This window comes from Mesorhizobium sp. P2_A12 (assembly GCF_056405075.1).
In genome coordinates, this window is record NZ_JBFUCU010000003.1 from 54,616 (window position 1) to 68,163 (window position 13,548).

Consider the following 13,548-nt stretch of genomic DNA (forward strand, 5'->3'; position numbering starts at 1 on the left):
ACCGAATTTGCATGAGCCGGGAAAACATATCACTTTCTAGCGAACCGCTTCACTGCTTTCTTCTCGTCTCATGGAGGAACCCGTGGCCACCTCGGCGCAAACGACCGCCCTCGCCTGTCTCGACGACATCCAGCCGTTGCTGTCGGCGTGGACGCGCACCATTTTCGACTTCGGCGAGACCGCATGGCGCGAGTATCAATCTGCCGCCTGGTACGTGGAGCGGCTGAGGCGCGAAGGCTTTTCCGTCGAAGAAGGTTCCGGCGGCATGCCCACCGCCTTCTGTGCCCATTGGACCAACGGTCCCGGCCCGACCATCGGCATGTATGCCGAATACGACGCGGTGCCGGGCAATTGCCAGGATGCCGCGACGGTCAAGCGTCCGCGCCCAGGCCTCTCCGAACAAGCCGGGGGGCACACCGACCCGCATTCGGGGCTCGGCATTTCGAGCCTCGGCGGGCTGCTGGCGACCAAGGCGGCGATGCAGCGTCACGGGATACCAGGCACGCTGCGCTTTACCGGCGAGCCGGCGGAAAAGGTGCGCGGGTCAAAGCCGATCCATGCCGCCAAGGGCTATTATGACGGCCTTGCCGGCATGATCTCCTTCCATCCGTTCTACATGCTGCCGCTCTGCAACACGGCGCGCTGGGACACGCATTGCGGTGCGGCCTACGCCATGATCTATCGCTTCATCTGCGACCAACCGGAGCGCTGGGCGAGCGCGGCGGGTGGCGCGGCGCCCATTCCGCAGGCGCATTCGGCGGTGCGCGCGCCCGGCGCCAACGACGCGCTCATGATGATGTACATGGCGTCCAAGGCGCTGCGCGATTCCATGCTGCCGCACCAGGGCGGCTGGTCGATCAGCGAGGCGATCCTCACGGCCGGCCAGGCGACCGCCGACAACTTGGCGGCCGAGCTGGCCGAGATCCAGTACATGATCCGCGTGCCGACGCTGGCGATGGCCGAACAGGTCACCGCCGTGCTCGACCGCAATGCCGAGGCCGCTGCCGCCGTGAGCGGCTGCCGCCACGAGCGGCATTGGGTGTCGAAGTCGCGGCCGGGCCTGGCCAATCACACCATGGCCGAAATCGCCTATGAAGCGCTGTCGACCGTCGGGCCGCCGCGCTGGGACGAGGACGCCAAGGCAATCGCGCGCGACATGCAGGTCAATGCCGGACGCATGGCGAGCGACGAGCCGTTCATCGAAGAACTTGAGCGCCTGATCGAGCCGCAGGCGGCGGAAGCGATCCTGCGCCGCGATTTGTCGCCCTCGCAGGTGAATTCGACCTCCGACGACTACACCGACATGAGCTGGCATGCGCCGACTGCGCGCTTCTATGTCGCCCGCCCGGCGCTGCGCTCGGAAACCGGCTACCCCTATCCGTCATGGGTGATGAACGCGCTGGGCGGCATTCCCGCCACCATCGACCCGATGGTCGTCTGCGCGTCGAAGACCATCGCGCTCGCCGCCCTTCGCCTGCTGGAAGACCAGGCCGCCCGCGATGCGGCGATGAATGAATTCGTCGCCCGCACCGGCGGAGGAATCGGCGGCTCGAACTGGATCGCGCCGCTCTGCGACTACGAACCGCCGATTGGATTTCGGTGGCCGGAGTATGTCACCACCCCGCGCGGACGAGACTGGTGGATACCGGGCAACCAGCCCAAGTCAAACGCATGATCAAAGCACGAGGAGAACCCCATGACCGTTCATGACCGCATCGTCGCCGAGCCGTTTTCGCTGCAGCGCCGCAACCCGGCCGGCGGCACCAAGCCTCTGACCGCCTGGGGCTTTGCCAACGAGACCGATGTCTTGACCGACGTGCTGCTTGGTTCGCCCAATTTCCTTCGCCACCTGTCGACCAGCTCGCTGTCGCGCAAGCATCTGCGCGAGGCGCCTTGCAACGTCCAGATAGCACAGGCGCAGCACAAGGACCTTGTCGCCGCCTATGAGCATTTCGGCGTCAACATCCACTGGCACGAGCCGACACCGGAACTGCCGATGCAGGTCTATTCCCGCGATTCCAGTGTCATGACGCCTTACGGCGCCTTCATCACCGCGATGGCCAACTGGTGGCGGCGCGGCGAGAACTATGCCGCCATCCGCACCTACGAAAAACTCGGCATTCCAATCTACGACATGGTCACGGCGGGCACGTTCGAGGGTGGCGACTTCAATGTCATCGAGGACGGCGTCGTATTGATCGGCTGTGGCGGCGCCCGCACGCAGGAAGAAGGCGCTCGCCAAGTTCAGGCCTGGTTCGACAAGGAAGGCTGGGAAACCCGCATCGCCTTCATCGACGAGTACTATGTCCATATCGACCTGATGGTGGTGCCGATCGCCGAGAAACTGACCGCCGTCTGCCTCGCCTGCACCGAGCCGGGCATCGTCGACTGGCTGAAGGGCAAGGGCCACGAGATCATCGACGTGCCGTTCCAGGATACGATGGCGCTCGGCTGCAACTTCATGTCGCTGGGCAAGGACCGGGTGATCGCGCCGACCTCCAGCCAGGCGCTGATCGGCCAGCTCAAGGCGCGCGGTTTCGAGGTCGCGGCAATCGACATGAGCGAGATCTCGAAGACCGGCGGCGGCATCCACTGCATGGCGCAAGCGCTGAAGCGCGAACCGGCCTGAGGAGTGGAATAACGCTGCGCTGCTTCGTTCACATTCGCATCAGCATGATCGGCATCCTGCCGGCCGGGGTGCAAGGTTGGGCGTGAAAACCGGCTGAGATCGCCGGCTGGCAGAAACATGTGCCCAAGCCAATGCAATCACTACATCGGCTGCGGACGCCCACTTGGGCGCCGCAACGCTGGCCAATGCGAAACTTGCACGATATCTAATATAAGCGCACAGTAAAAATGTTTTTTGGGGAGGGGGACGGCTCATCTGCAAATCGGGAGGAAACCATGAACACCATGAGCCTCACCACGCTTGAACGCGGCAAAACGACAATCGACGCCGCTGCCCTGGAAGCATTTTCGGCACAATTGCGCGGCACAGTGCTGAGCGAAGGTGATGCCGCTTACGACGAAGCACGGACTGTCTGGAATGCCACGGTCGACCGACGGCCTGGGCTGATCGTGTGCTGCGTGGGCGCCTCCGACGTCATCAGTGCCGTGAATTTCGCCAGGGAGAACAGACTTCTCGTCTCCGTGCGTGGCGGCGGCCACAACATTGCCGGAAGTGCGGTCTGCGATGGTGGCCTGGTGATTGATCTGTCGTTGATGAAGTCGGTGCGGGTCGATGTCGCTGCGCGGCGGGCATGGGTCGGGCCTGGCGCGACGCTTGCCGATGTCGACAAGGAAACGCAGGCCTTCGGGCTGGTGGTGCCGACCGGCATCAACTCGACCACCGGCATATCCGGCCTGACACTGGGTGGCGGCTTCGGCTGGATAACCCGCAAATTCGGCCTGACCATCGACAATCTTGCCTCCGCAGATGTGGTCACCGCCGACGGCAAACTGCTCCGGGCCAGCCAGACCGAAAATCCGGACTTGTTCTGGGCGCTGCGAGGTGGCGGCGGCAATTTCGGCGTCGTCACGGCATTCGAGTTCCAACTCCATGAGCTTGGACCGCAGGTGCTGGCGGGGCTTGTCGTCCATCCCTTCGCCGATGCCGAAAAGGTGCTGCAGGAGTATCGCAAGGCGCTCGAAACCGCTCCTGACGAGTTGACCTGCTGGGTGGTCATGCGGCAGGCGCCGCCGCTGCCCTTCCTGCCGGCCGAATGGCATGGCAAGGAGGTGCTGGTTCTGGCCATGTGCTATTGCGGTGACATCGACGCAGGCGAAAAGGCGACGCATAAGCTTCGAGCCATCGGCACGCCGATTGCCGATGTCGTCGGCCCCAGCCCGTTCACCGGCTGGCAGCAAGCATTCGACCCGCTACTTGCGCCCGGCGCCCGCAACTACTGGAAGAGCCATGACTTCACCGAGTTTTCCGAGGAGGCGGCTGCGGTCGTCACGGGGGCAATAGCCAAGCTGCCGGGACCCGAATGCGAGATATTTGTCGGCCATGTCGGCGGCGCGGCAGGTCGCGTCAAGGCGGATGCTACGGCGTTTCCACAACGCAGTTCGCATTTCGTCATGAACGTTCACGCCCGCTGGCGCGAACCGGCGATGGACAAGGCTTGCACCGACTGGGCTCGTGCTATCTACGAGGCGGCCAAGCCTTATGCGGCCGGCACCGTCTATGTGAACTTCATGCCGGAGGACGAGGTTGACCGGGTCGAAGCGGCCTATGGCGGCAACCATCGGCGGCTTCTGGAAATCAAGCAGCGCTACGACCCACTGAACCTGTTCCGCATGAACCAGAATTTGCGCCCGAAAGAGAACCTGCGAGCCGCTTGAAGCGTTCAATCGCAGATCGCTTCGACGTCGAGCCAGACGCTGACCTGCCAGTTCGAGGAACACCGTTTCGAACTGGCGTTCGTCGACATGAGCGAGATCTCAAAGGCCGGCGGCGGCATCCACTGCAGGGCCCAGGCCCTGGAGCGCGAGCCGGCCTGAGGAGACTGTTTGGAAATTCTACCCTGGCGGCCATCTGTTGGCGTTTTCTGCGCTTCCGTTGCTCACGGACCAAATGTCCGCTGCGCTACGGGTTCTCGAAACCACCACCATATGACTCGCCAGAGCGAATTTCGAAACAGTCCCTAACGCGGCTCGCGCCTCTGCAACAAACCCCGGCACTGTGTCTTCGCCGCCCTTGTGAGAACTGGAGAAATGGAGGAATAGTCTCCCACAGTGGATCGCCCTGAAATTGCCGGTTTGCGGTTTTCAGGTCGCGCCATCGCCGAGCCGGATTTCCGAATGGCCAGTCCCGAACCGCACAAGAGAAGAGGTCCGATCGCCGCCCGGCTGCTGGCGCTCGATGCATGGCTCGATTCCTCGCTCTACGAGATCGGTTTCAAGGCGCGCCAGTTCTGGGAAGCCGCGACGATCTTCTCGCGGCGCTTCCGCGTCAACGGCTGGCGCCGCGGCATCATCGAACTGTTGAGCGAAGGTTTTACGCTGGGCGCCGGTGGCATAGTGGTGATGCTGGCGCTTGCCGTTCCGGCATTCCAGGATACGGCGGGCGACTGGCGCGCGCAGGGCGACTTCGCCGTCACCTTCCTAGACCGTTACGGCAACGAGATCGGCCAGCGCGGCATCATCCAGCGCGATTCGGTGCCGGTCGACGAGATGCCCGATCACGTCATCAAGGCGGTGCTCGCCACCGAGGATCGCCGCTTCTTCGATCATTACGGCATCGACGTGCTTGGCCTTTCACGCGCCATCTTCGAGAATGTGCGGGCGAACTCCGTCGTCCAGGGCGGCTCGAGCATCACCCAGCAGCTGGCCAAGAACCTGTTCCTCACCAACGAGCGCACCCTGGAGCGCAAGATCAAGGAAGCCTTCCTGTCGCTGTGGCTCGAGGCCAATCTGTCGAAGAAGGAAATCCTGCAGCTCTATCTCGACCGCGCCTATATGGGCGGCGGCACTTTCGGCATCGAGGCGGCCGCCGACTTCTATTTCGGCAAGAGCGTCAAGGACCTGAACCTCGCCGAAGCGGCGATGCTGGCCGGCCTGTTCAAGGCGCCGACGAAATATGCGCCGCACATCAATCTGCCGGCGGCGCGCGCGCGCGCCAATGTGGTGTTGTCCAACCTTGTCGATTCCGGTTTCATGACCGAGGGTCAGGTGCTGCAGGCAAGGCTGCACCCTGCCGATGTCGTCGATCGCGGCGAACAGAAAAGCCCGGATTATTACCTCGACTGGGCGTTCGACGAGGTCAAGAAGATCGCCAAGCCAGGCCAGCACTCGCTGGTGGCCCACACCACTTTCGACGCCAACATCCAGAAGGCGGCGGAAGAATCGGTGGAGTTCCACCTGCGCCAGTTCGGCAAGGAGTATAACGTCACCGAGGGCGCTGTCGTCGTCATCGAGACCAACGGCGCCGTCAGAGCCATAGTCGGTGGCCGCGACTATGGCGCCAGCCAGTTCAACCGTGCCACCAAGGCGCTGCGCCAGACCGGCTCGTCGTTCAAGCCCTATGTCTATGCAACGGCGATGGAGCACGGCTTCACGCCCGACTCCATCATTTCCGGCGGCCCGATCAGCTGGGGCACCTGGTCACCGCACAATTACAGCGGCGAATCGGCCGGCCGGATCACGCTGATCATGGCGATGGCCAAGTCGATCAACACCGTGCCGGTGCGACTGGCCAAGGACTATCTCGGCATCCCGCCAATCAAGGCAATGGCCGAGGCGATGGGCGTGGAATCGCCGCTCGAATCACACAAGACGATGGTGCTCGGCACCTCGGGCATGACGGTGATGGATCAGGCGACGGGCTACAGCGTGTTCGCCCAGAACGGCTTTGTCGGCTCCCGGCACGGCATCACGCAGCTCGCCACCCGCACCGGCGAGGTGGTCTACGATTTCGCCAAGGATGCGCCGCCGCCCCACCGGGTGTTGTCCGAGCAGGCGCTCAAATCCATGAACACCATGCTGGCGGCGGTGCCGGTGATGGGCACGGCGCGCCGCGCGCAAATTCCCAACATCGTCGTTGCCGGCAAGACCGGGACGACGCAATCCTACCGCGACGCCTGGTTTGTCGGCTTCACCGGCAACTACACGGCGGCCGTGTGGCTGGGTAACGACGATTTCACGCCGACCAAGAACATGACAGGTGGCTCGCTGCCGGCGATGGTTTGGCAGCGTCTCATGGTCTATGCCCATCAAAACATCGACCTCAAGCCGATCCCCGGCATCGACAAGCCTTTTGTCGATGAAGAGATCGCGGCCAAGGCCGGGGAAGCGCAGAAGAAGAGCGACGATCAGGCGGCAGCCGATGCCGCGGCCGAACGGCCGCCGGTGTTGTCCAGCCGGACCACGCAGACGTTGAGGGACATGACCAAGCAGTTCCAGTCAGCGCCGGCCATCGCCGCGCCTCAACCGCCGGAAAAGCTGTCGGCGCTGTGATTCTTTCCGACTGAGTGGATCTTTGCGACTGGCTTGGGCGGGCAAATCCATCGGCCCGCTTGCCACGGGACCCCACGCCGCGATATCCCCGAGCGGCAACTCTTCGTGTCCCCGGCCCTTCATGCTCAAGAATGCACTCCTGACGCTGCTTTCGCTTGTCATAGCCATCGGCGGCGGTGGCGGCAGCGTCTGGTATGCGCTGAAAGCCCAGGACGGTGTCGGCGCCATCCGGATCGGCCAGTGGACGGCCTTTCCCGATATCGGCACGCCAGCCGCCGACCCCTATTCGAAGGCCCGCGTGGCGCGCGAGGGCGTGCTTGCGCTTGGTCGGGCCGAAGGGCTGTCCTTCGTCGCCGAGCGCGACGCTGGGGGTAGCGAACTCAAGCGCGAATGCACCTACAAGATCGAGGGTGGATTTCCGACGGCACGGTTCTGGACGCTCTATGCCGCCGATCAGTCGCTCGGCGTGGTCGAAACCGGCAAACCACGGCCTGCGGCGCTGCAATCCTACGGGGTGGTACGACAACCCGACAATTCAGTCATCATTTCCGCCAGCGATCACCCGATGCCGGGCAACTGGCTGCTGACCGGCGGCTTCGGCAGGATGTATTTCGTGCTGACATTCTACGACACGCCGATCGCCAGCAGCACCGGCCTGTCGGACGTTTCGCTGCCGCGGATCCTGAAGGTCGGCTGCAATGCGTAGCTCTTATGCGGCGATGCGCAAGCTTTTGCATGCTGTCCTGCTCGGCCTGGTCGGCGCCGGCATCGTGCACATTGTCGTGCTGCTGCTGGTGCCTGAATTTTCCGAACGCGACGCCTGGTCGCGGCTGTCCATGGCCTCGGACCTCTACAGGATGACCCGCCTCGATGCGGAGGCCGGTGGTGCGCCAGTGGTGAAATCCGTCGACCCGTTGTTTTACGCGACGGCGTGCCGGTTCGATCTGGGCGAAGGCGTGGTTCGTATCAAGGCACCGGGACATGTGCCGTTCTGGTCGGTGTCGGTCTATGACCGCAGCGGCCACAACATCTATTCCTTCAACGACCACACCGCGAACGACGGCGTGCTGGATGCCGTCGTGCTGACACCGGCGCAGATGATCGACGTACGCAAGGACCTCCCCGAGGACCTTCAGGGAGCAATCTTTGTCGAGGCGCCGATCGAGGAAGGCATCTTCGTCATCCGCACCTTCGTGCCCGATGACAGCTGGAAGCCGATCGTATCAAGCTTCCTCGAAAAGAGTTCCTGCGAGCTGCAGGACTTCTAGTGGTGAGGAACCGGCTTCGTCCCTGGCGATCCCGGCTTGTCGGGATCGACCGGCCGCACTTCGCCGGCATGCGACCGCTCGTAACGGATGCCGGGGAAGATGATCACTGCCGCCGGAATTTCGGCGGGTTGCTTTGTCCGATTGCTTGGTGCCGTACGCGGCACGAAAGACAGTACCATGCCCATGATTCGCGCATTCCTCTCGGTTTTCCCGGAGCACAACGCAACGCCTCCAAATATCATTAAGGACGGCAGAGGGTTAACGGAGCGCTAACGGATCGTCGCTAACTTGATCTTTGTCTTGAGGTCAGGGCGTTCTGACCCGCGGCAAACGCGAAACCGACATAGTCCCGGTCGAGCGTGGTCGAGTTTGTGTCGAGTGCGGGCGTATCCTTCGTGTCATCTTCGGACTTCAGGCAAATCGCGATACGGACGGACTCAGGCAAAGCTGAAAGGCTGTTCCGCGCCGCGGTGTCGGCGTTCTGCTCGCTCACCCGCCCGTCACGCCGCGAGATCGGCCAGCTCGAAGACCTGACCCTGCCGCTGTTCGACAATGTGTCCGTCGAATCACGCCGCTACGTGGCGGCCGCCCTTTCCGAATGCGAATATGCCCCCGCCGCATTGGTGCGCCGTCTTTGCGAGGAACCGGTCGACATTGCCGCGCCGCTGCTCATCCGCTCCCGCGCGGTCAGCGACATCGACCTCATCGCGCTGATCGGGCGGCACGGCCTGCCGCATGCACGCGCCATTGCGCGCCGCAAGGACTTGAACCCGACCATCGCCGATCTGATCAGGGCGCTCGAAAGACCAACCCTGGTTCGGGTGCGGGAGCCGGAAGCGAAGGCCACGGCAGCAGACAGGGCCGTGACGGCCACAGCGGACAAGATTCCAGCGATAAGCACCGAAGCCGTCTTCGAAGACCCCGCCAGAGAACGGGCGGCCGGCATTGCCGCCGAAAACGCACGGCGCAGGCTGCGCACCATGATGCGCAGCGGCGACGAGGCCGCGGCGGCCGATCCGTTCACGGGCGCCGACACGTATGTCAAACTGCGCGAGACGGCGCTGACTGGGAACGCGGCGTTCTTCCAGACCGCGCTCGCCGACGCGCTGGATATCGATTTCTCGATCGCGCGATCGCTCACCGGCAACCAGAACTATGCCTCGCTGCTGGCAGCACTGCGCTCGCTGGACCTCAGCGAGGACCGGGCATTCCTGATCACGGTTGCGGTCTATCCCAGCCAATTCCCGCACCCGCAGGCCATCCGCGCCTTCCTCGACCGCTACCGCCTGCTGCATCGCGATGCGGCCCAGGACAAGGTGCGGCTCTGGAAAGCCGAGACCCTTTCGAGAGCGGTTCGCGACGCGGCACCGGCAAACAGCGATACCCGCACGGCATCGAACAGCGACGATGCGGCGGCTTCGTCCGGCCTCAGGGCATCTTCACGGAAATAAGCTCCTCGACAGGAACGGCGCCGGCCTCGATCTCGACCACCCAGATGTCGGGATCGAATTTCTTTTCCCGTTCCAGCCGTGCTTCGAGCAAGGCAGCATCATCGCCGGCACCGAGAAGGCTGAAGAAGCGATCGTCGGGCTTCGCCGAATCGTAGCTTGTCTGCGGTGCCGGCCCGAACAGGGCAATGTCTCCCAACCTGCCGCGCGCCAGCACGAAGACAGCGCCGGCTTCGGTTGCGCCGCGCTTGACCACGGCGGCAAATCCACCGGCGCCGAAAACCCGGCGCAACAGGGCCGAGACCCACAGATCCGATGTAACGCGCATGAGAGAACTCCAGAAGGCGTGCGGCTATCTATCGATATTTCCGCCGCTCCGCGAGCCGTCGTTTCAGCCCCTCAGTTGGTCAGGCCGATCTCGCGCATCTTGACGTAAACGAGCTCATCGGGCTCGCCGGTCTGCGGCAGCCCGAACAGCGACTGGAATTCCTTGATCGCCGCCTTGGTGCGCGTGCCGACGACACCGTCGAGCTGCATGTCGTCATTGCCGAATGCCTTGAGCCCGGCCTGGATCTTGACGATGCGGGCATCGGGAGCCTGCGTCTGATCGGCATTCGCCTGCCCAGTGTTCGTCTGCCCAGAATTCGTCTGCAGCGATACCGGAACGGCGGCCGGCATATCCGGGCGCGGCTGCGGTCTCGGTATGACGGCCGCTGTTTTCGGCGTCGCGCCCAATTGGTCCAGCAGAAGCGCGTCGATCTCGCCGGACGCATTGAGCCCGACCTTCTGCTGATAGGCCTGGATGGCCTTGCGCGTGTTGGGCCCGGAAATGCCATCGACCGTTCCGGAGTAGAAATCGAGATCCTTCAGTATGCCCTGCACCTGCTCGACCACCGGATCGCCCTTGATCGGTGCCGGCGCGCCGGATGGCCGCACGATGTTGAACGTCGTCTCCGGTTCATCGGACGCCGTGTGCGGGAAGCCTTGCATGCTGCGGGTCGCGAAGAACGCGCCGGCATGCGGGAAAGGCTGGTACCACAAGGCATTGGCGGAAACGTAGAAGAGCGTCACCAGGAATGCCGTCGACCCGCCCACCAGGACGGGATTGCGCGAGATCATGCCGCCAACCGCGACCGCGCCGTCCTGAAAGGCGTTGCTGCGGCGCTTGACCGCCTTAGGCCGTTTTGCGGAGCGAGCCATTTCTGTCCCCTTTCGCCATGGCCACCGGCATCGTCAGCACTCCGGCCTTCTCCGCCTGATGTCCCTTCGGTCCGTTCACCGGCAGGCTGATGGTCACCGTGGTGCCCTCGCCCGGCATGCTCTCGATGGACATCGTGCCTTCGTGCAGCGCCACCAGGCCCTTGACCAGCGAAAGGCCGAGCCCGGTCCCCTCGAACCGGCGGGTATAGTCGTTCTGGATCTGCATGAAGGGCTTGCCGAGATTGGCAAAATCCACCTCGGCAATGCCGATGCCTGTGTCCCTGACCCAGAAGTGCAGGCGCGAACCAATCCGCTTGGCGCCGACGACCACATCGCCACCATCGGGGGTGAACTTGATCGCATTGGAGACAAGGTTGATCAGCATCTGCTGCACGGCACGCCGGTCGGCATTGATGTCGCCCGCGTCCGGCGCGATCTGCGTCTGCAAATCGATGTTCTTCGCCTGCGCTTGCAGCCGCAGCATGGACTGGCACATGTCGACCGCTTCCGCGAACCGGAACGGCTCCGGTTCGGTCGCATAGACGCCCGACTCGATCCTGGACACGTCGAGTATCGAAGTCACGACGGCAAGCAGATGCTGGCCCGAATCCCTCACCAGGCCGACATATTCCTTCTGGCGCGGATCCTTGAAGGCGCCGAACATCTCGTGCAGCAGCATGTCCGAGAAACCGATGATGGCATTCAACGGCGTGCGCAGTTCGTGGCTGACCACCGCCAGGAAGCGTCCCTTGGCGACTTCGGCCGAGGCCGCGGCCTCATTGGCCGCCGCGAGATTTTCGCGCAGCCGGGCAATGTCGTCATTCTCGCGAAGGATAAGCGTGAAGACGTCGCCCTGTTCTTCACCCCGCACCAGATCGAGCGCGAACGGCCGGTAATTGTCGACCGCCTGGCCATTGCCGTTCTGAGGCAGCCTGATGCGCAATTCGAGCCGGCGCGACAACGCGCCGTCGCGCATGTCGGCCAAGGCGCTGAGATAGCAGACGCGATCCGACAGATGGACGCGATCGAAGAAGCCGTTTCCGGACAGCAGCTCGGGCGGCAGCTTCAACAGCGTGCGGGCCTTTGCCGAAGCGTCCAGAACCTCGCCATGGCGGGCGACGCGCAAGACCACCGCATCGATGATGTCTTCAAGACGGTCTGCCGTGTCGGCGACATCGGCCGCACCGGTCGTGTCTTGAAACGCTGACGCGCGCGGGATCAATGTGAGCGCCCAGGCCAACGGCACCAGCCAGTGCCACGGGGCAATCTGTGCTCCGGCGATCGGCAACAGAATTCCTGCCAGAGGCTGCGCCAGGATGGCGACAGCGGCGGACACGGCTCCCCACAATGCCGCACGCCGCGAGGCGCCGATCCACCAGGCTTCGAACGGCAGCGCCACAACGAGCATGGCGACGGGAGAGCTCAGCCCGCCGGCGGCGGCGATGAGACCGCCGAGCGCAATGCCGGCCATGGCCAGGGCGACCTGGGCAGCGATGGCCATCTTGCCGGTCGCCGCCACCAGCAGGGCGACGAACCAGCACAGACCAAAGGCCGCGAAGATGGCGGCCACTGTGACGGCGGCGCCCATGCCCGACGTGACCAGCGTGACCGCGGCGCCGGCGGCAAAGAAAGGCGCCGCCAGCATGACGCCGATGAAGCGGCGCTGGCGCTCACGGTCGTTCTGCCCAAGGATGGACGGGTGTACCATACGTTCGCAACCAGCCGCCATCGCGCCAGGCAATTCAACGTATCTGGCCTTGATCGAACTCAACTCAACGCACCCGTACTCGTCGTGGACAGCTCTGCTTTTGCAGATTGTTTTGGTTGACTCCGAAACTCGCATCCAGCGTTTAAGGAATGGATAAGGCAGCGCCGACCAAGACCCGGCCTGCGGCAAATATTGGGATGCGGGCGGCCGAAAGCCCCGGCAAATGCAGCCATAGTAAACGGAGAGTTATCCGGTGCTGGCGTGCATGGGGTGCGCCCGGACTTCCGGGTTTCACGAAAAACGCATTCAAGACAGATAGATAGATGGTTATCCGGCGTTAAGGAAAATCGTTCGGATTTGAAACAAACTGATTGCACAATGGTTCGTTTCTGATTTGTCTAAAATTTGCGGAAAATTCTCGGCGAACCTGCAAGCCGTCCTTTGCGCCTGTGTGCCACCATCCTGCCTACAAAAGAGGTCATGCCATATGGATGCATGATCCGGGTCACGACGAGAGGCAAGGGAATGGTCTTCCTGATAAGAATGGCTTTCTGGTTCTCGCTGGTGCTGCTGGCGCTGCCACTGGCTGTCGGTCCCGATGAATCGGGCCGCGAGAGCGTCGGGCCGATCCAGGCCCTGTTTGCGGCGCGTGAAGCGGTTGGCGACATCGCCGGCATTTGCGAACGCAAACCCGACGTCTGCGAAACCGGCAAGTCGGCCATGCACACCATCACCGCCCGCGCCAAGGAGACCGCCAAGATCGCCGCAGCGATGCTGGACGACAAGTCCACCGCGGGCCCTGACACGTCGACGATGACCGGCAGCGTGCCGGAGGAAATCGTCTTGCCCCAAACGGTCAATTTGCCAGTCAACCTACCGGTCCAGAATTAAGCCGTCTCGACGGCGCACCGCGGGCTGTCTGCCCTCTCGACGCCCGCGGTGTCCTTGTTTTTTCCGTGACGTGGCG

At 63.4% G+C, this 13,548-nt stretch carries 12 protein-coding genes; 8 read left to right on the forward strand and 4 right to left on the reverse strand.

All coding sequences use genetic code 11. The annotated features are described in order from the left end of the window. Positions 1 to 70 precede the first annotated feature (70 nt). The 6 genes from AC1DZU_RS07890 to AC1DZU_RS07915 all read left to right on the forward strand — a co-directional run bounded on the left by AC1DZU_RS07890 (position 71) and on the right by AC1DZU_RS07915 (position 8,225). Positions 71 to 1,675: a zinc-binding metallopeptidase family protein gene (locus AC1DZU_RS07890; RefSeq protein WP_477283393.1), complete on the forward strand. Its 1,605-nt coding sequence runs from the start codon at positions 71 to 73 to the stop codon at positions 1,673 to 1,675. Positions 1,676 to 1,696: 21 nt separating this feature from the next. Beyond that, positions 1,697 to 2,629 (forward strand): dimethylarginine dimethylaminohydrolase family protein, encoded by a 933-nt coding sequence (locus AC1DZU_RS07895; RefSeq protein WP_477283395.1) that lies wholly within the window; start codon positions 1,697 to 1,699, stop codon positions 2,627 to 2,629. 275 nt (positions 2,630 to 2,904) lie between these two features. Then, complete coding sequence (locus AC1DZU_RS07900; RefSeq protein ID WP_477283397.1) at positions 2,905 to 4,344, forward strand: FAD-binding oxidoreductase; 1,440 nt, start codon at positions 2,905 to 2,907, stop codon at positions 4,342 to 4,344. A 459-nt stretch (positions 4,345 to 4,803) separates the two neighbouring features. Further along, on the forward strand, positions 4,804 to 6,957 hold the full coding sequence (locus AC1DZU_RS07905; RefSeq protein WP_477283399.1) for a transglycosylase domain-containing protein: 2,154 nt from the start codon (positions 4,804 to 4,806) through the stop codon (positions 6,955 to 6,957). Positions 6,958 to 7,078: 121 nt separating this feature from the next. Beyond that, positions 7,079 to 7,663 carry a DUF1214 domain-containing protein gene (locus AC1DZU_RS07910; protein ID WP_477283401.1) on the forward strand — a complete coding sequence of 195 codons (585 nt, stop codon included), beginning with the start codon at positions 7,079 to 7,081 and terminating at the stop codon, positions 7,661 to 7,663. Next, positions 7,656 to 8,225, forward strand: a complete 570-nt coding sequence (locus AC1DZU_RS07915) for a DUF1254 domain-containing protein (RefSeq protein ID WP_184871281.1) — start codon at positions 7,656 to 7,658, stop codon at positions 8,223 to 8,225. Before AC1DZU_RS07910 ends, AC1DZU_RS07915 begins: the two co-directional genes overlap by 8 nt. Here the strand turns inward: AC1DZU_RS07915 and AC1DZU_RS07920 are convergent. Next, entirely contained in the window at positions 8,222 to 8,410 is a 189-nt protein-coding gene (locus AC1DZU_RS07920) for a hypothetical protein (RefSeq protein WP_246461176.1), read from the reverse strand. The genes AC1DZU_RS07915 and AC1DZU_RS07920 overlap by 4 nt on opposite strands. A 210-nt stretch (positions 8,411 to 8,620) precedes the next feature. Here AC1DZU_RS07920 and AC1DZU_RS07925 point away from each other — a divergent pair, with 210 nt between their 5' ends. After that, a complete protein-coding gene (locus tag AC1DZU_RS07925) occupies positions 8,621 to 9,676 on the forward strand; it encodes a hypothetical protein (RefSeq protein ID WP_477283404.1) in 1,056 nt (351 codons plus the stop codon). On the opposite strand, the gene AC1DZU_RS07930 is transcribed toward AC1DZU_RS07925, so the two are convergent. The 3 genes from AC1DZU_RS07930 to AC1DZU_RS07940 form a co-directional block, all read right to left on the reverse strand. Beyond that, positions 9,654 to 10,001 (reverse strand): DUF1491 family protein, encoded by a 348-nt coding sequence (locus tag AC1DZU_RS07930; protein WP_477283406.1) that lies wholly within the window; start codon positions 9,999 to 10,001, stop codon positions 9,654 to 9,656. The genes AC1DZU_RS07925 and AC1DZU_RS07930 overlap by 23 nt on opposite strands. A 71-nt stretch (positions 10,002 to 10,072) precedes the next feature. Next, positions 10,073 to 10,873, reverse strand: coding sequence for a peptidoglycan-binding domain-containing protein (locus AC1DZU_RS07935; RefSeq protein WP_477283408.1), 801 nt, complete (start codon positions 10,871 to 10,873; stop codon positions 10,073 to 10,075). Then, positions 10,848 to 12,581: a sensor histidine kinase gene (locus AC1DZU_RS07940; protein ID WP_477283410.1), complete on the reverse strand. Its 1,734-nt coding sequence runs from the start codon at positions 12,579 to 12,581 to the stop codon at positions 10,848 to 10,850. Before AC1DZU_RS07940 ends, AC1DZU_RS07935 begins: the two co-directional genes overlap by 26 nt. 525 nt (positions 12,582 to 13,106) lie before the next feature. Between AC1DZU_RS07940 and AC1DZU_RS07945 the strand changes: the two genes are divergently transcribed. Next, complete coding sequence (locus tag AC1DZU_RS07945) at positions 13,107 to 13,472, forward strand: DUF5330 domain-containing protein (RefSeq protein ID WP_477283412.1); 366 nt, start codon at positions 13,107 to 13,109, stop codon at positions 13,470 to 13,472. Positions 13,473 to 13,548: the final 76 nt, after the last annotated feature.